We start from the raw sequence: 18748 nt of genomic DNA, 5'->3' as shown, positions 1-18748 counted from the left end.
GCGACCGACATAATGTCGGTCGTGGCGACAGCAACGACAGTAGAAACCGGGCACGCGCACCCGTCGGTCAATCGGCCGAACCTCACCAGCGTCGGAACCATCATCTGGCTGAGTTCCGAGCTGATGTTCTTCGCGGCCCTCTTCGCGATGTACTTCACCCTGCGATCGGTGACCGGGCCGGATCACTGGAAGGAAATGGCGTCCAGCCTGAACCTTCCGTTCTCGGCGACGAACACCACGATCCTGGTGCTCTCCTCCCTGACCTGCCAGCTCGGCGTCTTCGCCGCCGAGCGCGGGGACGTGAAGAAGCTCCGGATGTGGTTCATCGTCACCTTCATCATGGGTGCGATCTTCATCGGCGGTCAGGTCTTCGAGTACACCGAACTGGTCACGAAGGACGGGCTCTCGCTCTCCTCCGACCCGTACGGCTCGGTGTTCTACCTGACCACCGGCTTCCACGGACTGCATGTGACGGGCGGACTCATCGCCTTCCTGCTGGTCCTCGGTCGCACCTACGCGGCTCGGAGGTTCACTCACGAGCAGGCGACCGCCGCCATCGTCGTGTCCTACTACTGGCACTTCGTCGATGTCGTCTGGATCGGCCTTTTCGCCACGATCTACCTGATCAAGTAATCGGGCGCACCGCCCGAAACATCCAGAAGCACCGACGCAGAAGATCCTGACACCGGGGTAATCCGTGAAAAAGCTCTCCGCACGACGACGCCATCCGCTGGCGGCGGTCGTCGTCCTACTCCTCGCGCTGGCGGCCACCGGGGGGCTGTACGCCGCGTTCGCACCCGCGGGCAAGGCGCAGGCCGACGAAACCGCCCAGTCCCTCGGGATCACCGAGGGCCAGAAGCTGTACTCCGTGGGCTGCGCAAGCTGCCACGGAACCGGCGGTCAGGGCAGCTCCGACGGTCCCAGCCTGGTGGGTGTGGGCGCCGCGGCGGTCGACTTCCAGGTCGGCACCGGCCGTATGCCGGCCCAGCAGCCGGGCGCTCAGATCCCGCGCAAGAAGGTGATCTACACGCAGGCCGAGATCGACCAGATGGCGGCCTACATCGCCTCGCTCGGCGCCGGCCCCGTGATCCCGACCAAGAACCAGGTCAGCCCCGAGGGCGCGGACATCGCCAAGGGCGGTGAACTCTTCCGTACCAACTGCGCCCAGTGCCACAACTTCACCGGCAAGGGCGGCGCGCTGACGCACGGCAAGTACGCGCCGAGCCTGGAGGGTGTCGACCCGAAGCACATCTACGAGGCCATGCAGACGGGCCCGCAGAACATGCCGTCCTTCCCCGACACCACGCTGACGGAGAAGAACAAGCAGGACATCATCGCGTACCTCGACGCGGTCAACGGTGACGACACCGAGAGCCCGGGCGGTCTTGAGCTGGGCGGCCTCGGGCCGGTCAGCGAGGGCCTGTTCGGCTGGGTCTTCGGTCTCGGAACCCTGATCGCCGTCGCCGTCTGGGTCGCCGCTCGGACCGCAAAGGCCAAGAAGTCATGAGTAGCCAAGACATTCCAGAAGAGAACGTGCCCGCTGAGCGGGCCTCCGACGACCACGCCGGTCACGGTCACGGTCCGGTAGCCGTCGCGGACGAGCAGAATCCGTTCGCGGACCCGGGGCTGCCGCCCCACGAGCACCGCATCCAGGACATCGACGAGCGGGCCGCCAGGCGGTCCGAGCGTCTGGTGGCCATGCTGTTCGTGCTGTCGATGGTGGCCACCGTCGGCTTCATCGCCTCCTACGTGGCGATCCCGAACGACAAGTCGGTCTACGTGTTCCCGCTCGGGCACATCAGCGCGCTGAACTTCGCGCTGGGCATGTCGCTCGGTGTGGCGCTGTTCGCGATCGGCGCGGGCGCGGTCCACTGGGCCCGCACCCTGATGTCCGACGTGGAGATCGCCGACGAGCGCCACCCGATCGAGGCGGAGCCCGCGGTCAAGGCCAAGGTCCTGGCCGACTTCAAGGAAGGCGCCAAGGAGTCCGCGCTCGGCCGCCGCAAGCTGATCCGCAACACGATGTTCGGCGCGCTGGCCCTGTTCCCGCTCTCCGGCGTCATGCTGCTGCGCGACCTCGGCCCGCTGCCCGGCACGAAGCTGCGCCACACGCTGTGGTCCAAGGGCAAGCTCCTCGTCAACATGAACACGAACGAGCCGCTGCGTCCCTCGGACCTGGCCGTCGGCTCGCTCACCTTCGCCAAGCCCGAGGGCCTGGAGGAGCACGACGAGGACTTCCAGAAGGAGATCGCCAAGGCGGCCCTGATGATCATCCGGCTCCAGCCGGAGGACATCAAGGACAAGCAGGAACTCGAGTGGTCCTACCAGGGCATCGTGGCGTACTCGAAGATCTGCACCCACGTCGGCTGCCCGATCTCCCTGTACGAGCAGCAGACGCACCACGCGCTGTGCCCGTGCCACCAGTCCACCTTCGACCTCTCCGACGGTGCCCGGGTCATCTTCGGCCCGGCGGGTCACGCCCTGCCGCAGCTGCAGATCGGCGTGAACGCTGAGGGCTACCTCGAGGCGCTCAGCGACTTCCAGGAGCCCGTCGGTCCTGCATTCTGGGAGCGCGGATGAGCACTACCACCACCTCCGACTCGCGCTCCTCGCGCGAGAAGGCACCCGCCGGTGAGCGGGTGGCCGACTGGGCCGACGGCCGTCTGGGGATCTACTCCCTGGCCAAGTCCAACATGCGCAAGATCTTCCCCGACCACTGGTCGTTCATGCTGGGTGAGATCTGCCTCTACAGCTTCATCATTATCATCCTCACGGGTGTGTACCTGACCCTGTTCTTCCACCCGTCGATGAACGAGGTGGAGTACCACGGCAGCTACGTCCCGCTGCAGGGCCAGCTGATGTCCGAGGCGTTCAACTCGACCATGCACATCTCCTTCGATGTGCGCGGTGGTCTGCTGATCCGGCAGATCCACCACTGGGCGGCGCTGATCTTCCTCGCGGGCATGTTCGTGCACATGATGCGCGTGTTCTTCACGGGTGCGTTCCGCAAGCCGCGTGAGGTCAACTGGGTCTTCGGATTCCTGCTGTTCGTCCTCGGCATGTTCACCGGGTTCACCGGTTACTCGCTCCCGGACGACCTGCTCTCCGGCACCGGTGTCCGCTTCATGGAGGGCGCGGTCCTGTCCGTGCCGATCGTGGGCACGTACCTGTCGTTCTTCCTGTTCGGCGGCGAGTTCCCGGGCGGCGACTTCGTTGCCCGCTTCTACTCGGTGCACGTGCTGCTGCTGCCGGGCATCATGCTCGGCCTCGTGGTGGGCCACCTGATCCTGGTCTTCTACCACAAGCACACGCAGTTCGCGGGCCCCGGCAAGACGAACAACAACGTCGTCGGCATGCCGCTGCTGCCGGTCTACATGGCCAAGGCCGGAGGCTTCTTCTTCCTGGTCTTCGGTGTCATCGCGGTCATCGCGGCGATCGCCTCGATCAACCCGATCTGGGCCATGGGTCCGTACCGGCCGGACCAGGTGTCCACCGGCGCCCAGCCCGACTGGTACATGGGCTTCTCCGAAGGCCTGATCCGTGTCATGCCGGGCTGGGAGATCAACCTCTGGGGTCACACGCTCGTCCTGGGCGTGTTCATCCCGCTGGTGATCTTCCCGCTGGTCCTGGTCGCGATCGCGGTCTACCCGTTCATCGAGTCCTGGGTCACCGGGGACAAGCGCGAGCACCACATCCTGGACCGCCCGCGCAACGTCCCGACCCGGACCGCGTTCGGCGCCGCCTGGATCAGCTGGTACTTCGTCCTGCTCGTCGGCGGCGGCAACGACATCTGGGCCACGCACTTCCACCTGGCGATCAACTCGATCACCTGGTTCGTGCGGATCGCGTTCTTCGTCGTGCCGGTGCTCACCTTCATGGCCACCAAGCGGATCTGCCTCGGCCTCCAGCGCCGGGACCGGGACAAGGTGCTGCACGGCCGCGAGTCGGGCATCATCAAGCGCCTGCCGCACGGTGAGTTCATCGAGGTCCACGAGCCGCTCAGCCAGGACGCGCTGCACACGCTCACCGCGCACGAGCAGTACAAGCCGGCCGAGATCGGCCCGACGGTCGACGAGAACGGTGTCGAGCGCAAGGTCTCGGGCGCGCAGAAGCTGCGCGCCAAGATGAGCGAGGGCTTCTACGGGGAGGAAGGCCAGATCCCCAAGCCCACCGTCGAGGAGTACAAGGAGATCACGAGCGGCCACGGCCACCACTGATCCCCGGCTGTTCGCCACGGCTGGAGCCCCGTCCATGACATGGACGGGGCTCTTTGCCGTCCCCCGGGCTGGATAGGGTGGACTCACCCGGTGCTGCGGGGCGATCCACCCCGCGTCACCCACGACCCGTGTCACCCGCGACCGCGTGACCCACGAACCCAGGAGCGACCATGAGCGCTGTGAACCCCGCTGGAGGCGACACCGCGGCGGGCCGTTCCTGGCCCGCGGTACTGAACGGCCTGCTCGAAGGCCGCGACCAGAGCGCGGACGACACGGCCTGGGCGATGGACCGCATCATGCGCGGCGAGGCGACCGACGCGCAGATCGCCGGGTTCGTGGTGGCCCTGCGGGCCAAGGGCGAGACCGTCCAGGAGATCACCGGACTCGTCCGGGCGATGTACGAGCACGCCAATGTCATCGAGGTGCCCGGACACACCGTCGACATCGTCGGAACGGGCGGCGACGGCGCGAAGACCGTCAACATCTCCACGATGTCCTCGATCGTGGTGGCCGGCACCGGCGCCAAGGTCGTCAAGCACGGCAACCGGGCCGCGTCCTCCGCGTCCGGGGCGTCGGACGTCCTGGAGAAGCTCGGCGTCAATCTCCAACTGCCGGTGAGCCGGGTCGCCCAGGTGGCCGAGGAGGCCGGGATCACCTTCTGCTTCGCGGTCAAGTTCCACCCGGCGCTGCGTCATGTGGCGGCGGCCCGCGGTCAGTTGGGCATCCGGACCACCTTCAACGTGCTCGGTCCGTTGACCAACCCGGCGCGCGTGAAGGCCCAGGCGGTCGGCGTCGCCGATCCCCGGATGGCGCCGATCGTGGCGGGCGTGTTCGCCGAGCGCGGCAACTCCTCGCTCGTCTTCCGCGGCGACGACGGCCTCGACGAGCTGACCACCACCGCGGGCTCCCACGTCTGGGTGGTCCGCGACGGCAAGGTCACCGAGGAGCGCTTCGACCCCCGCGACGTCGGGCTCGACATCGTCCCGGTGGAGGCCCTGCGCGGCGCCGACGCCTCGTACAACGCCGAGGTCGCCCGGCGCGTCCTGGACGGCGAGCAGGGGCCCGTACGGGACGCGGTCCTGCTGAACTCGGCGGCCGCCCTGGTGGCCCTGTCGCCGACCGGCGCGCCGCTCGCGGACCAGCTCCGCGCCGGAATGGCGAAAGCGGCCGAGTCGATCGACTCCGGCTCCGCGAAGCGCACCCTGGAGCGCTGGGTGGCCGCCAGCAACGCCTGATCCACCGGTGACACGGAGCGAGGCGCAGTCCAGAATCCGGACTGCGCCTTGCGCGTGGAAGATCCTCTGGCAAGATGCTGTATCAGGTCATGAGTGACAGTCATCAGGCCCCGGCCGACTGTCCGGCAACCCTCCGTCCGTGGCGGGGTGCCCCGGGTGAAGACCAGGTCGTAGGCAGCGAGGCCTACGGCAAGCGCGGACCCCTCCCGCCCGTCGGGCGGATGCAACCAGGGGTCCTGGTCGTTCGAGGGAGCCTTCTGTGAGCAAGCGAATGCGATAGGGCGTAGAGCCCCGCCTCCGCACACCCTTTTCACCTTTTCCCGCGCCGAGCCCAGCCCTGCCTCCGGGCGGCCGGCTCGCGCGGTGATCCCGCCTGCCTCTCACAGGAGCTCGCCATGTCTGTCTCCACCGTTGCCGCCGACCAGTCCGTTTGTGCCCCTCTGGCCGTTCTGGGCCGGGATGTGACCGTCCCGCTCGTCACCGGCGGCGAGGTGACCTACGCGGCCCTCGACTACGCCGCCAGCGCGCCCGCCCTCCAGCGGGTGTGGGACGACGTGGCCGCGTACGCGCCCTACTACGGCAGCGTCCACCGGGGCGCCGGCTACCTCTCGCAGCTCTCCACCGACCTCTTCGAGAACGCCCGCAGGACCGTCGAGGAGTTCCTCGACTGCCGCGCCGGTGACCAGGTGGTCTTCACCCGCTCCACCACCGACTCGCTCAACCTGCTCGCCGCCGCGCTCCCGGCCGACTGCCAGGTCTTCGTCTTCGAGACCGAGCACCACGCCTCGCTGCTGCCCTGGCGCGACGCCCGGGTGACGTACCTGAATGCCCCGCGCACCCCGGGCGAGGCCGTCGACACCCTGGAGCACGCCCTCGCCGCCCGTGACCCCTACGGACCGGCCCTGGTCTGCGTCACCGGCGCCTCGAACGTCACCGGGGAGCTGTGGCCGGTGCGGGAGCTGGCCGCCGCCGCGCACGCCCACGGCGCCCGCATCGTCCTCGACGCCGCGCAGCTCGCCCCGCACCACCCGGTGTCGGTCCAGGACCTCGACGTCGACTGGGTCGCGTTCTCCGGGCACAAGCTGTACGCGCCGTTCGGCTCCGGTGTCCTCGCGGGCCGCTCCGACTGGCTGCGCGAGGCCGACCCGTACCTCGCGGGCGGCGGCGCCAGCCGCAAGGTCACCCGGCGCGCGGACGGCGGCGTGGACGTGGAGTGGCACGACAGCGCCGCCCGGCACGAGGCCGGCTCGCCGAACGTCATCGGGGCCTACGCGATCGCCTCGGCCTGCAAGGCGCTCACCGAGGAGGGCTTCGACAGCCTTCTCGCCCGTGAGCGGCACCTGATCCGCACCGTCCGCGCGGGCCTCGCCGAGGTCCCCGAGGTCCGGGTCCTCTCCCTCTTCGGTGACGACGCCCCGCGGGTCGGCGTCATCTCCTTCGTCGTCGAGGGCTGGAACAGCTCGCACTTCGCGGCCGCGCTCTCCGCCGAGTACGGCATCGGCGTCCGCGACGGCCTCTTCTGCGCCCACCCGCTCGTCCGCACGCTGCTCGGCAGTGCCCCGGAGACCCAGGGGGAGTGCGGAGCCCCCGAGGCGGCGCCCGGGGAGAAGTCCCTCAACGCCATCCGCGTCAGCTTCGGCGCCGGTACCCCCGACGAGCACGTCGAGCGCTTCGTCCGCGCGGTGCGCGAGCTCGTCAGGGACGGCGCGCGCTGGCAGTACCGCACCGAGGACGGCCGCTGCGTCCCCGCGGTCTGACGCCCGCGGCGGCTTCGCCCGGAGGCGGTGCCGCGTCGGTCAGGAGTCGAGACCGATCGCGAACGCCGCCTCCAGGTCGTGCTGGGAGTACGTACGGAACGCCACGTGCGTGTCCGTCGCCTCGACGCCCGGGATCTTGCTGATCTTGCCGGGGATGACGTCGGCCAGGTCGTCGTGGGCCTGGACCCGGACCATGGCGATCAGGTCGTAGGTACCCGTGACGGAGAAGACCTCGCTGACGCTCTCCAGGGACGCGATCGACTCGGCGATCTCGGGGATCCGGTCCACGCTGGTCTTGATGAGGACGATCGCGGTGATCACGGCTGGTTCTCTCCCTAGGGGGCCGCTGCTGGGGATCTCACCCTACTCGCGGTCCACCTGGCCCGGCCGCTCCACCGGGGGCCCCGGCAGCACCCCCCGAACGGGCGCGAGCGGCCTTCGGGGCCGGAACCGCGCCCACGCGTAGACGAAACCCAGGGAGAAGCCCACGAGGTGGGCCAGATAGGCGACTCCGGGGCCCGGGGAGCTGCGGCCGGCCGCCAGCCACTGGAGCGTGAACCAGAACGGCAGCACCACCCAGGCGGGGAACCGCAGCGGCAGGAAGAACAGGAACGGGAAGAGACTGGTCACCCGGGCCCTGGGGAACAGGTACAGGAACGCGCCGAGCACCGCGGAGATCGCCCCGGAAGCGCCGACCAGGGACTGCTGCGAGGTCGCGTTGGCGGCGGCGTAGCCGAGCAGGGCCAGATAGCCGCAGCCCAGGTAGAAGAGGGCGAACTCCAGATGGCCCATGCGCTCCTCGGTCATGAGCCCGAAGACGTAGAAGAAGAGCATGTTGCCCAGGAGATGGAGCCAGCTTCCGTGGATGAACAGGGCGGTCGCGGGGGTGAGCGCCTCGCCGGGTGCCCCGCCGAACAGGGCCGTCGGCACCACGCCCCAGCGGCGGAAATAGGCCCGCTGCGCGACCAGCAGCTCGTCCCCGGTGCCGTACGCGGGATCCAGACCCGAGGCGGGACCGATCACGAAGATCAGACAGCACAGGACGATCAGCGCGTACGTCACCGGCGCCGGCCGGCCCCGCAGCGCCCTGCCGACCGTCGCAATCCAATTGCCGATCATGGTGCAGAGCATGACGTAACCGCACCGATGCACACGGACCGCCTCGCCGCCGCGGACGGCCGAGCGTCGAGTACCCGCCAGGCCGTAGGGTTACGAGCCATAGCACCGGGAAACCGGCGCCGGACGGACACGAGAAGGAAAGCGGCTGCCCTATGACAGTTCCCCTGCCCGACGCCAAGACCCGGTGGCGCTGTGCCCTCTGCGGCAACCTCACGCGTTTCGACGTGACCCGTTCGTCGAAGGTCGTCGAGTATGTGCACCTGGACCTGGCCGGTGAGCCCAAGGTCGAGGAGCGCGAGGTGGTCAGTGAGACCATCGAGTCGGTGCGGTGCCGTTGGTGCAACGCGGTGGATCAGGTCGAACTCGTGGACAGGCCGGGCGCCGGCTCCTGAGGGAGCGGGCCCCGCACGGATATTGGGGTGAACGGATGGTGGAGACCACGGGTGGGGAGCCGGACGACGGCACCGCCGAGGTGCTCGACCGTCCGCTGCCGGACGGCGTGCGCCGACGCGTCGTACAGATCGTCTCGGACGGCTTCGGCGGGCTGACGGTGTCCGAACTGCCCACACAGTTGCGGCAGTACGCCCGGTTCGCCCCGAATCGCCGTGCCAAGTTCGCCGGCAACGCGATGGCCTCGGCGCTGGAGACGGACCCGCTGTTCAGACAGCGCATCGCCGAGAAGCTCAGAGAGGCCCAGCCGGAGCTTGCCGGCGCCCTCGACTCGGGCGCGCCGCCCCCGGCCGCGGATCCGCTGGACGTGGCGGCCGCGGCCTATGTCGTGCGTCCCGTCGGCTGGGTGAAGCTGGTGACCGCCGCGGGCGAGGAGGCCCTGCGCGCGGACGCCGAGCGCGCCGGCGAGGAGAGCCGCGCCGAACTGGACCGGCTGCGCGCGGAACTCGCGGAGGCCCGCGGGCAGACGCGTGCCGAGACCGAACGGCTGCGCGCGGAACTGGAAGCGGCCCGCAAGGAAGCGGAATCGCTTCACCGCAAGCTGCGCGGGGCCCTCAGTGACGTCAAGCGCGGTGAGGCGGCCCTGCGCAAGCTCCAGGCCGAGACGGACGGGGCGAAGGCGGAGAGCCAGACCCAGGTGTCCGCGGCCGAGAGCGAGACGCGGCGGCTCAAGGCGCGTCTCTCGGAGGCCGAGGCGGCCCTGGAGGCCACCCGCAAGGCGGCCCGGGAGGGGCGCAGCGTCGAGGACATGCGGGTGCGGCTGCTGCTCGACACCGTGCTGGAGGCGGCCCAGGGGCTGCGCCGGGAACTGGCGTTGCCTCCCGTCTCGGTGCGGCCCGCGGAGACGGTCGAGGCGGTCGAGCCGGGACGGATGACCCCGAAGGACATCGCCGCCCGCGCTCTGTCCGAGAACGACCCGGCGATCCTGGACCAGTTGCTCGCGCTGCCCCAGGCGCATCTGGTCGTCGACGGCTACAACGTCACCAAGACCGGCTATCCCCAGATGCCGCTGGAGAAGCAGCGGCTGCGGCTGCTCGGACAGCTCTCGCAACTGGCCGCGCAGACCGGCGCCGAGGTCACCTGTGTCTTCGACGGGGCCGAACTGGCCGCGCCGGTGCTGCTCGCGCCTCCGCGCGGGGTGCGGGTGCTGTTCTCCAAGCCCGGCGTCACGGCCGACGAGCTGATCCGTCAGCTCGTTCGGGCCGAGCCGCCCGGCCGGCCGGTCATCGTGGTCTCGACCGACCGCGAGGTGGCGGACGGGATCGCCAAGGCGGGCGCCCGGCCGGTGGCGTCCGTGGTGCTCCTCAAGCGCTTCTCGCGCGGCTGAGCGACTCCCGCGGGCACGTCCCCGTCGCACGCCCTCTCCTCGCGATCCCCTCACGTCACGATCCCCTTGCGATCCCCTCGGGTTCCTTTCGCGATCCCCTCGCCCACCCGTTTCGCGCTTTTCCTCCGGCATAGATCCTTCCGTGCGTTTCCTCCTGTTCGTCATGTTCCGCGGGCTCTTCCGCGCATGCTCCGGAGCCTCATCTCGCTCTCCGGGGCCCGGGTTTCACGCGCGCGGCGATCGGTGCCCTAAGTCGCGTGAGTCGCGTACGCACCATGCGTAACGTCTGGGCCTGATGCCCCAATTCGCCGGATGTTCACGCGACGTAGTGTCAAGCGGACATCACTGCTGGTGAGTTGATGGCAAAGAATGCGCTCCGTGACAAAGAATTTTCAGGTTTGGATTTGAACTGATCACAAGTAGGTCACTAGGGTCATGGCCTGAACCTCCAACTAGGGTGATCACTCATGAGGAGTGACGGTGGAGGGGTACCGCCCGTCGGCGTTTTCGGCAGGCGGCTGGAGGAAGAAGGAGCTCGCCTTCGTGGCGTCCCACCGTCGACCCAAGCAGCCGAGCCGCGCCCGTGTGACCGTGCTCACCACCGCCGCCGCTGCCGCTGTTGTCCTCAGCGCGAATGCCGCCAACGCGGCGCCGTCCGAGAAGCCCAACAAGGACGAGGTCAAGACCAAGGTCGACAAGCTCTACGAAGAGGCCGAGCAGGCCACTGAGAAGCTCGACGGCGCCAAGGAGAAGCAGCAGAAGCTGCAGAAGCAGATCGGCGCTCTCCAGGACAACGTCGCCCGCGGCCAGGAAGAGCTCAACGAACTGCGCGAGGGCCTCGGTTCGATGGCCAGCGCGCAGTACCGCACCGGTGGCATCGACCCCTCCGTAGCGCTCTTCCTCTCCTCCGACCCGGACGACTTCCTGGACAAGGCCTCGGCCATGGACCAGCTGAGCGCCCAGCAGGTCGAGTCGCTCAAGAAGGTCCAGGAGAAGCAGCGTTCGCTCGCCCAGCAGCGTGCCGAGGCCTCCGCGAAGCTCAAGGACCTCGCCGACACCCGGGCCGAGCTCGCCAAGAAGAAGAAGGAAGTCCAGAACAAGCTGGGCTCCGCGCAGAAGCTCCTGAACACGCTGACGGCGCAGGAGAAGGCGGCGCTGGCCTCCGAGGAGCAGGAGCGGGCCACCCGCGCCAGCGAGCGCGTCGACCTCGGCGACACCCCGGCCGCCTCGGGCCGTGCCGCCGCCGCGTTCGCCGCTGCCAAGACCAGGATCGGCTCGCCGTACGTCTACGGTGCCTCCGGCCCCAGCTCGTTCGACTGCTCGGGCCTCACCTCCTGGGCCTACGCCCAGGCCGACGTGGGCATACCCCGCACCTCGCAGGCCCAGGCCAACGCGGGCACCCGCATCTACTCGCAGAGTGATCTACAGGTCGGCGACCTGGTCATCTTCTACGGCGACCAGCACCACGTCGGTCTCTACGCGGGCAACGGCCAGGTGCTGCACGCCCCGCGCACCGGCACGGTCGTCCGCTACGAGTCGATCGGCAACATGCCCTTCCAGTTCGGCGTCCGGATCTGATCCGCACGGGCGGACGGGGATGTGAAGCCCGTCGCCCGGAGCGCCCTCCTGTCGCGCCGCCCAAACGGGCGAATTGCGACAACTCGCGCTGACCCCACGCCCCGTCGGTGACCTGCGTCTCCGGCGGGGCGTCACTGTGTGTGCCCGCGGAGGGCTTTGGCTACCGCGTGGTCGCACGGTTACTGTCTGCCGCGTTCCCCCGGCGGAGGGGACCGTCAGCGGAAGGGAGTGCGGCAACTCGTGGGGTTTCATCGCCGCCTTGCACCGACCGGCTTCGACCGGGGCGCCGGCGCCTTCGGTGTCGCGGCCTGCGTGATGTCCGCGGCGGCCGCCGCGCTCGGCACCCTGCCCGCCTCCGCGGCGCCGCGGGGCGACACCCGGGCCGAGGTGGACCGCCTGTACGCCCAGGCGGAGAAGGCCACCGAGGCGTACAACAAGGCCGACGAACGCGGTGACCGGCTGCGTGAGCAGATCGGCACGGCGCAGGACGAGATCGCCCGGCAGCAGGACCGTGTCAACACCATGCGGGACGCGCTGGGTTCGCTCGCCGGGGCGCAGTACCGCTCGGGCGGCGTCGACCCCTCCCTCGCGCTGCTCTTCTCGGCCGACCCGGACGACTACCTCGACAAGGCCTCCGCGCTCGACCGGATGAGCACCCGCCGAGCCGGCGAACTCAGGGAACTCCGACTCGCCTTGCGCGGTCTCTCCCAGGAGCGTGAGGAGGCGGACGGGAAACTCGCCGAACTGGCGCGCAGCCGCACGACGGTCGCCCGGAGCAAGCGGGTCATCGAGGGCAAACTGGCCAAGGCCCGACAGTTGCTCGACTCGCTGCCGTACGCCGACCGCGCCGCCTACGACCGGGCGTCGCGCTCGCTGCGTACCGACGTGCCCGGCCTCGGCGGCCCGGTCGCCTCCTCGTCACGCGCGGCCGTCGCCGTCGCCGCGGCCCGCTCGGCACTCGGCCGCCCCTACGTGTGGGGCGCCAACGGGCCCGGCGGCTTCGACTGTTCGGGTCTCATGCAGTGGTCCTACGCGCACGCCGGAGTCGGTCTGCCGCGTACCTCGCAGGCCCAGCGGTTCGCCGGGCAGCAGATCCCGCTCTCCCAGGCGCGGCCCGGTGACCTGGTCACCTACCGGTCGGACGCCGGCCACGTCGGGATGTACGTGGGCAACGGCCAGGTGATCCACGCGCCCTATCCGGGCGCCCCGGTGCGCTACGACCCGGTCGGGATGATGCCGATCTCGTCCGTCACCCGGGTCTGACGGGGCGCGGACAGGCCCTAGGGGGGCGGGCGGGGCGGGCGTTCCGGCGGGCGGGTGCGGGCACCGTACGATCGGGAGAATGGCTGGTCGAAGGTGCGCGTCGCGAGCGGGGCTCTCCGTGGTGCTGCTGCTCGCCGGGCTCGTCGGCTGCGGCGGCCGGACGGCGCCGGACACCGCGGCGGCCGACGTGCAGCGCGTTCTCGACCGGCGGGCGGCCGCGGTCCTGGACCGGGACGACGCGGCGTTCCGGGCCACCGGCGCGGCGGCCGGCGCCGGAACCGGCCTCGCGAACCTGCGTGACGTACCGCTGGCGGGCTGGTCCTACCGGCTGGCCGGTCTCAGCCGCTCCGGCGACAGCGCCACCGCCCGCGCCGAACTGCGCTACCGCATCGCGGGCTACGACACCGCGCCGGTCAAGGTGGACCGGACCCTCGCACTGACCCGCGCCGACGGGACCTGGCGCGTCACCTCCGACAAGCCGTCGGGCAAGGGCGGCGACCAGCTGTGGGACGAGGGGGCCGTGACGGCCGTACGGGGTGAGCACAGCCTCGTCCTGGGGGTCGGGCAGTCCGGCGAGCGGCTGCGGGCCTTCGCGGGTCTCGCGGACCGTGCCGTGCCGGCCGTGTCGGACGCCTGGGGCGCGGACTGGTCGCGGCACGTCGTGGTCCTCGTACCGAAGTCGCTCGAGGGGATGGCGGGGCTGCTCGGGGCTCCGGCGTCCGGGTACCGGGGGATCGCCGCGGTCACCACCGGGGAGGCGGGACCTTCGGCGAAGGCGCCCGCGGACCGGATCATCGTCAACCCGGACGCGTACGGCGTTCTCGGCGGCCTCGGCAAGCAGGTCGTGCTCACCCACGAGACCACGCACGTGGCCACCCGCGCCCACACCACGGCCGCCACCCCGCTGTGGCTCTCCGAGGGGTACGCGGACTGGACCGGCTACCGGGGCAGCGGGCGGATGCCCGGGCAGGTCGCGCCGGAACTCCAGCGCGCGGTGGCCGAGGGGAGCGTCCCGGCCGCGCTGCCCGACGACAAGGACTTCGGGTTCACCGCGGACGCGAGCGCGCTGGCACGGGCGTACGAGGGCGGCTGGATGGCCTGCCGGCTGATCGCGGACCACTGGGGCGAGGTCCGGCTGAACGACTTCTACCGCGCGGTGGGCGACCACGGGAAGCGCGAGGGGGCGGTCGAGGGCGCGCTGCGGGACGTGCTGCACACGACGCCGGAGCGGTTCGCCGAGCTGTGGCGTCAGTACCTCGGGGACCAGCTCGGCTGACGCGTGGAGCCGTTCACCCCTCCAGCCGGTGAACGGCCTCCGCGAGCCAGGTCCGCTCCGCCTCGCCGGTCGCCCGCGCCACCCGCAGCATGCCCTGGCGGAACAGGTCGTCGGCTTCCTCCGCGCGCACAGGCCGGCCGCCCTCGTAGAAGAAGCTCGTCGGGGCCTCCAGGAACTCCTGGCGGCGCCGCAGCACCGCGGCCTGCTCGCGGGGGTCGCCCAGGTGGCGCAGGAAGGCCAGCAGGGTGTTGAAGCGGACGTGGTCGGTGATCTCGGCCTGCTTGGGGTGTCGCAGCCGCTCCAGGAGGTCCTCGCGGCCCTTGTCGGTGAGCGACAGGATGCGCCGCGGGGCCGCGCCGCTGCCGGGCTCGGTGTGCTGGTCGAGCAGGCCCGCGGCGACCAGGCGGGTGATCGCCGGGTAGAGGGCGCCGTCGCTGACCGGCCGGACATGGCCGGTGAGGGCCTTGATGCGCTCCTTCAGCTCATAGCCGTGCAGCGGCTCCTCGTACAGGAAGCCCAGGATCGACAGCTCCAGCATCAGGCCGGCCCTTCCTTCGTGGGCGCCGACGCCCCGCGAGGCCGGCGAGTCCGGGTGGTTGAAGGGTTCACCCGTCCATGGTACCTCTTATCGAGCTACCTCTAAACGAGGTAGCTCGTATCGAGGGAGCCTTCGTGAACGCGCACCGCAGGCAGCTCATAGCGCTCGCCCACCCCGTCTACCTCTCGCTGCTCGCCTCCGTCGTCGCCGGAATCATCAACACCGTCTGGGTCTCCCGGCTCGGCCGTGACGCCGTGGCCGCCGTCGCCGTCGCGACGAACACCGAGAACGTGCTGCTCGGCGTCGCCCTGGTCTTCGCCTCCGGCACCACCGTCCTGGTCGCGCACGCCCGGGGCGCCCGCGACCCGGGAGCGGTCCGGGCGGCCGTCCGCGGAGGCTGGGCGCTGTGCGCCGCCGTCACACCGGTGATCGCCCTGGGCGGCTTCCTGCTGCGCGAGCCGCTGGCCCGGCTGGTCCTCGGCGGCGACGGACGCGCGCTGACCCTCGCCGTCCAGTACTTCGCCGTCTCCCTGCCCGGCATCGCCGTCTTCTTCGCGCAGAACCTCGTCGACGGCATCCTCAAGGGCACCGGCGACACCCGCACCCCGATGCGCCTCGCCCTGCTGGCCAACGGCCTGATCCTCGTCCTCGACCCGCTGTTCATCCACGCGTACGGCGTCCGGGGCGCCGCCCTCTCGACCGTGCTGTGCCGCTCGGTGGCCCTCGTCGCGGGCCTGCGCGCCCTGCGCCGCGACACCCTGCTGTCGAAGGCGGCCCGTGCGACGCTGGCCGAGGGCACCGGCGCGGCCCTGCGCCGGTGCCTCACCACCGGGCTGCCCATGTCCGCCGACTTCACCGTGCGGCAGGGCGGCGCCCTGATCCTGGTCGCGATCGTGGCCAGGCTCGGGACGACGGCGGTGGCCGCCTACGCGATCGCCTACAAGGTCATGTACGTCGCCACCATGGCGTTCTACTCGGTCCGGCAGGCCGCCTCGATCCACACCGCGCACAGCCGGGGCGCGGGCCGTGACGAGCGTGGCGCCATCGGACGGCAGGCCGTCCTCGTCTCGGGGACCGCAGGCCTGCTCGCCGCGGGACTGCTCGGGGCCCTGGCTCCCTGGATCATGCGGGCCTTCGGCGCCGGCCCCGAGGTCGCCCACGACGGCGTGCTGTTCCTGCGCTGTGTCGGCCCTTACCTGCTGCTGATGGCCTGTTTCATCGCCCTCGGCGGGGTCTTCGAGGGCAGCGGGGGAGCGCCGGTGCTGCTGCGGGTGACGCTGACCGGCACGGCGGTCCAGCTGCCCCTGGCCCTCGCCCTGTCCGGACTGGGGCTGCCGGGCATCTGTCTGGCCCTCGCGCTGTCCATGGCGGTGCAGTGCGCGGCCCTGTGGCTGTGGGCCCGGCGGGCCGCGCGGACCGGGCGTCAGGAGGACGCCAGCGTCTCCTTGGCGCGGGCGGCCTGAGCGGGGAGATCGGGCGCCGGCCGGGAGACCGTGGAGCGCCACAGCTCCCGGGCGGCCAGCACCGAGGCGGCCACCAGCAGGCCGTTGCGCAGCACCAGGAGGGTGATGCCGAGGTCCGTGCTGTCGACGACGTCGCCGAACCAGGTCGGGAACTCCAGGACCGTCACGAAGCACGCGACCAGCACCAGGAAGGCGGGCAGCACCATCCGGCTCGCACGGAAGCACAGGCAGACCGCGGCGATCCCGACGAGCCACACCAGATACTGCGGGCTGATGACCCGGCTGGTCGCGGTGAACATCAGGACGGCGACGAACGCCGCGTCGGCGAGCGTGTGCGACAGGAACCGCTTGGCGCACAGCCGCCACAGCAGCAGCCAGCCGAAGGCGAACCCGGTCAGGACCAGGGCCGCCGTGCTCACCGCGTCGACGTAAGGGCCGACGAACTCCACCGAGCCGTAGTTGAGCAGCACCCGCCCGTTCCAGCCGTGGTGCCTGGCCACGTGGAAGACGAGGGAGCCGAGCGACTCCACCTCGGTGCCGCGGTCGCGCTGGAAGGTCAGGAAGGCGAACGCGCCCGGCATCGTCGCGAAGAACACCGCCGCGATCCCGGTCGCCGTCCCCGCCGTCCAGGCCCAGGACCGCCGGCGCACGGCGCCGAGCAGCAGCAGGACCGGCCAGACCTTCACCATCGCGCCGAAGCCCGTGAGCGCCCCCATCACCCGGGGGTGGCGGGAGCCGGCGAGGAGCGCGGCGACCGCGACGGCCGTCACCATCACGTCGTAGCGGGCGTACACGGTCGGACCGAGCAGCGGAACCCCGATCATCCACACCCAGGCACCGCGCACGCTCTTGCCGGAGCGCGAGCCCGCGTACAGGAGCAGCCCGAACACCAGCAGGTCGGCGACGAAGGCCAGCACGAAGAAGGCGTGCGCATAGTCGAGGAAGGGCAGCAGGGCGGGCGAGAGGATCGCGAGGGAGGCGGCCGGCGGGTACTGCCAGGTGACGTCGTGCAGCGGGAACCGGCCGTCCTGGAGGACCTCGTACCAGCCGTGGTAGATCACGGAGACGTCGCTGGTGACGTCCGGGCCGGGGAAGACGTACACCTTGGCCACGAAGAGCAGCAGCGCCAGCCTGGTCAGACCCCAGATCGCCAGCAGTGCGGTCATGGCGAAGGGGAACCTCGCGCTCCGTGCCCCGGTCATGCCCACCTGGCTCTCATCGTCCGGAATCCGTGTGTGTCTCGCGCCGCGCTTTCGCGGCCCCAGGGTGACCCACCGGTCTGTGTACGAGCCGTCAAGCGCGGCCGTGCGGAGCTGTGAGTATAGGTTCGGTACTGTCGAACACGATGCACAGGACCCTGATCGTGACGAACGACTTCCCGCCCCGCCCCGGCGGCATCCAGGCCTTTCTGCACAACATGGCGCTGCGCCTGGACCCCGGGCGGATCGTCGTCTACGCCTCGACCTGGAAGCGCGGCCACGAGGGCGCCGAGGCGACCGCCGCGTTCGACGCCGAGCAGCCCTTCACCGTCGTACGGGACCGTACGACCATGCTGCTTCCGACGCCGGGCGCCACCCGGCGGGCGGTCGGCCTGCTGCGTGAACACGGCTGTACGTCGGTGTGGTTCGGGGCGGCGGCACCGCTCGGCCTGATGGCGCCGGCCCTGCGCAGAGCGGGCGCGACCCGCCTCGTGGCGACCACGCACGGCCACGAGGCCGGCTGGGCCCAGCTTCCCGCCGCCCGGGCGCTGCTGCGCCGGATCGGCGAGTCCACGGACACGATCACCTACCTCGGGGAGTACACGCGCTCGCGGATCGCCTCCGCGCTGACCCCCGAGGCGGCCGCGCGCATGGTGCGGCTGCCGCCCGGCGTCGACGAGCGGACCTTCCACCCCGGCTCGGGCGGCGACGAGGTCCGGGCCCGCCTCGGCCTCACCGACCGGCCGGTCGTCGTCTGCGTCTCCCGCCTGGTCCCGCGCAAGGGCCAGGACACCCTCGTCCTCGCGATGCCGCGGATCCTGGCCAAGGAGCCGGACGCGGTGCTGCTGATCGTCGGGGGCGGGCCGTACGAGAAGGAGCTGCGCAAGCTCGCGCACGAGACCGGGGTCGCGGACTCGGTCCGGTTCACCGGGGCGGTGCCCTGGTCGGAACTGCCCGCGCACTACGGGGCCGGGGACGTGTTCGCGATGCCGTGCCGGACCCGCAGGGGCGGACTCGACGTCGAGGGGCTCGGCATCGTCTACCTGGAGGCGTCGGCGACGGGCCTTCCGGTGGTGGCCGGCGACTCGGGGGGCGCGCCCGACGCCGTGCTCGACGGCGAGACGGGCTGGGTCGTCCGCGGCGGCTCCGCCGAGGACGCGGCCGACCGCATCGTCACCCTGCTCGGCGACCCCGAGCTCCGCCGCCGCATGGGCGAACGCGGCCGGGCCTGGGTCGAGGAGAACTGGCGCTGGGACCTCCTGGCGGAACGCCTCCGAGAGCTGCTCTAGCGGTACCGGGTTCGCCCACGGGGCTGCCACTTGCTGC

17 protein-coding genes and 1 riboswitch are annotated in these 18748 nt (G+C 70.9%); of the genes, 13 read left to right on the top strand and 4 right to left on the bottom strand.

The genetic code is table 11. The annotated features are described in order from the left end of the window. Window positions 1-12 precede the first annotated feature (12 nt). The 6 genes from ctaE to OG410_RS12735 all read left to right on the top strand — a co-directional run bounded on the left by ctaE (window position 13) and on the right by OG410_RS12735 (window position 7209). Entirely contained in the window at window positions 13-633 is a 621-nt protein-coding gene (ctaE, locus tag OG410_RS12760; RefSeq protein WP_261706947.1) for an aa3-type cytochrome oxidase subunit III, read from the top strand. Window positions 634-697: 64 nt separating this feature from the next. Continuing rightward, window positions 698-1507: a cytochrome bc1 complex diheme cytochrome c subunit gene (qcrC, locus tag OG410_RS12755; protein ID WP_329299235.1), complete on the top strand. Its 810-nt coding sequence runs from the start codon at window positions 698-700 to the stop codon at window positions 1505-1507. After that, on the top strand, window positions 1504-2580 hold the full coding sequence (gene qcrA / locus OG410_RS12750) for a cytochrome bc1 complex Rieske iron-sulfur subunit (protein WP_329299234.1): 1077 nt from the start codon (window positions 1504-1506) through the stop codon (window positions 2578-2580). Before qcrC ends, qcrA begins: the two co-directional genes overlap by 4 nt. Then, complete coding sequence (gene qcrB, locus OG410_RS12745; protein WP_329299233.1) at window positions 2577-4217, top strand: cytochrome bc1 complex cytochrome b subunit; 1641 nt, start codon at window positions 2577-2579, stop codon at window positions 4215-4217. Before qcrA ends, qcrB begins: the two co-directional genes overlap by 4 nt. A gap of 170 nt (window positions 4218-4387) precedes the next feature. Next, window positions 4388-5452 carry an anthranilate phosphoribosyltransferase gene (gene trpD, locus OG410_RS12740; protein ID WP_329299232.1) on the top strand — a complete coding sequence of 355 codons (1065 nt, stop codon included), beginning with the start codon at window positions 4388-4390 and terminating at the stop codon, window positions 5450-5452. A gap of 85 nt (window positions 5453-5537) precedes the next feature. After that, window positions 5538-5654, top strand: a riboswitch (SAM riboswitch). 193 nt (window positions 5655-5847) lie between these two features. After that, complete coding sequence (locus tag OG410_RS12735; RefSeq protein ID WP_329299231.1) at window positions 5848-7209, top strand: aminotransferase class V-fold PLP-dependent enzyme; 1362 nt, start codon at window positions 5848-5850, stop codon at window positions 7207-7209. A gap of 39 nt (window positions 7210-7248) precedes the next feature. On the opposite strand, the gene OG410_RS12730 is transcribed toward OG410_RS12735, so the two are convergent. Both OG410_RS12730 and OG410_RS12725 read right to left on the bottom strand, forming a co-directional pair. Beyond that, entirely contained in the window at window positions 7249-7530 is a 282-nt protein-coding gene (locus tag OG410_RS12730; RefSeq protein WP_037624013.1) for an Lrp/AsnC family transcriptional regulator, read from the bottom strand. A gap of 42 nt (window positions 7531-7572) precedes the next feature. Further along, complete coding sequence (locus OG410_RS12725) at window positions 7573-8328, bottom strand: rhomboid family intramembrane serine protease (protein WP_329299230.1); 756 nt, start codon at window positions 8326-8328, stop codon at window positions 7573-7575. A 152-nt stretch (window positions 8329-8480) separates the two neighbouring features. Between OG410_RS12725 and OG410_RS12720 the strand changes: the two genes are divergently transcribed. The 5 genes from OG410_RS12720 (at window position 8481) to OG410_RS12700 (ending at window position 14222) form a co-directional block, all read left to right on the top strand. Then, window positions 8481-8720, top strand: a complete 240-nt coding sequence (locus tag OG410_RS12720) for a hypothetical protein (protein WP_261706939.1) — start codon at window positions 8481-8483, stop codon at window positions 8718-8720. 35 nt (window positions 8721-8755) lie between these two features. Then, a complete protein-coding gene (locus OG410_RS12715) occupies window positions 8756-10105 on the top strand; it encodes an NYN domain-containing protein (RefSeq protein WP_329299229.1) in 1350 nt (449 codons plus the stop codon). A 543-nt stretch (window positions 10106-10648) separates the two neighbouring features. Beyond that, window positions 10649-11683, top strand: a complete 1035-nt coding sequence (locus OG410_RS12710; protein WP_329299228.1) for a C40 family peptidase — start codon at window positions 10649-10651, stop codon at window positions 11681-11683. 240 nt (window positions 11684-11923) lie between these two features. Further along, window positions 11924-12946 (top strand): C40 family peptidase, encoded by a 1023-nt coding sequence (locus OG410_RS12705; RefSeq protein WP_329299227.1) that lies wholly within the window; start codon window positions 11924-11926, stop codon window positions 12944-12946. 79 nt (window positions 12947-13025) lie between these two features. Further along, a complete protein-coding gene (locus OG410_RS12700) occupies window positions 13026-14222 on the top strand; it encodes a hypothetical protein (protein ID WP_329299226.1) in 1197 nt (398 codons plus the stop codon). A 13-nt stretch (window positions 14223-14235) separates the two neighbouring features. Here the strand turns inward: OG410_RS12700 and OG410_RS12695 are convergent, their stop codons facing one another. Continuing rightward, window positions 14236-14760: a PadR family transcriptional regulator gene (locus OG410_RS12695; protein ID WP_329299225.1), complete on the bottom strand. Its 525-nt coding sequence runs from the start codon at window positions 14758-14760 to the stop codon at window positions 14236-14238. Window positions 14761-14894: 134 nt separating this feature from the next. On the opposite strand from OG410_RS12695, the gene OG410_RS12690 reads away from it, so the two are divergent. Further along, the gene (locus OG410_RS12690; protein WP_329299224.1) at window positions 14895-16223 is read left to right on the top strand and encodes an MATE family efflux transporter; all 1329 of its coding nucleotides are present in this window, start codon (window positions 14895-14897) and stop codon (window positions 16221-16223) included. Here the strand turns inward: OG410_RS12690 and OG410_RS12685 are convergent. Further along, the gene (locus OG410_RS12685) at window positions 16184-17389 is read right to left on the bottom strand and encodes a glycosyltransferase family 87 protein (RefSeq protein WP_329299223.1); all 1206 of its coding nucleotides are present in this window, start codon (window positions 17387-17389) and stop codon (window positions 16184-16186) included. The genes OG410_RS12690 and OG410_RS12685 overlap by 40 nt on opposite strands. A gap of 179 nt (window positions 17390-17568) precedes the next feature. Between OG410_RS12685 and OG410_RS12680 the strand changes: the two genes are divergently transcribed. Then, entirely contained in the window at window positions 17569-18711 is a 1143-nt protein-coding gene (locus OG410_RS12680; RefSeq protein WP_329299222.1) for a glycosyltransferase family 4 protein, read from the top strand. Window positions 18712-18748 lie beyond the last annotated feature (37 nt).

The sequence above is a fragment of the Streptomyces sp. NBC_00659 genome, from assembly GCF_036226925.1.
GTDB lineage: Bacteria > Actinomycetota > Actinomycetes > Streptomycetales > Streptomycetaceae > Streptomyces.
The sequence above is the reverse complement of the archived record's forward strand: the minus strand, read 5'-3'. Positions and strand labels throughout refer to the sequence as shown.

Excerpts from the sequence above, each read along its gene's own strand:
- ctaE (WP_261706947.1), top strand. The coding sequence starts at position 13 with ATGTCGGTCGTGGCGACAGCAACGACAGTAGAAACCGGGCACGCGCAC.
- qcrA (WP_329299234.1), top strand. The coding sequence starts at position 1,504 with ATGAGTAGCCAAGACATTCCAGAAGAGAACGTGCCCGCTGAGCGGGCC.
- qcrB (WP_329299233.1), top strand. The coding sequence starts at position 2,577 with ATGAGCACTACCACCACCTCCGACTCGCGCTCCTCGCGCGAGAAGGCA.
- trpD (WP_329299232.1), top strand. The coding sequence starts at position 4,388 with ATGAGCGCTGTGAACCCCGCTGGAGGCGACACCGCGGCGGGCCGTTCC.
- OG410_RS12735 (WP_329299231.1), top strand. The coding sequence starts at position 5,848 with ATGTCTGTCTCCACCGTTGCCGCCGACCAGTCCGTTTGTGCCCCTCTG.
- OG410_RS12725 (WP_329299230.1), bottom strand. The coding sequence starts at position 8,328 with ATGATCGGCAATTGGATTGCGACGGTCGGCAGGGCGCTGCGGGGCCGG.
- OG410_RS12720 (WP_261706939.1), top strand. The coding sequence starts at position 8,481 with ATGACAGTTCCCCTGCCCGACGCCAAGACCCGGTGGCGCTGTGCCCTC.
- OG410_RS12715 (WP_329299229.1), top strand. The coding sequence starts at position 8,756 with ATGGTGGAGACCACGGGTGGGGAGCCGGACGACGGCACCGCCGAGGTG.
- OG410_RS12700 (WP_329299226.1), top strand. The coding sequence starts at position 13,026 with ATGGCTGGTCGAAGGTGCGCGTCGCGAGCGGGGCTCTCCGTGGTGCTG.
- OG410_RS12695 (WP_329299225.1), bottom strand. The coding sequence starts at position 14,760 with ATGCTGGAGCTGTCGATCCTGGGCTTCCTGTACGAGGAGCCGCTGCAC.
- OG410_RS12685 (WP_329299223.1), bottom strand. The coding sequence starts at position 17,389 with ATGACCGCACTGCTGGCGATCTGGGGTCTGACCAGGCTGGCGCTGCTG.
- OG410_RS12680 (WP_329299222.1), top strand. The coding sequence starts at position 17,569 with ATGCACAGGACCCTGATCGTGACGAACGACTTCCCGCCCCGCCCCGGC.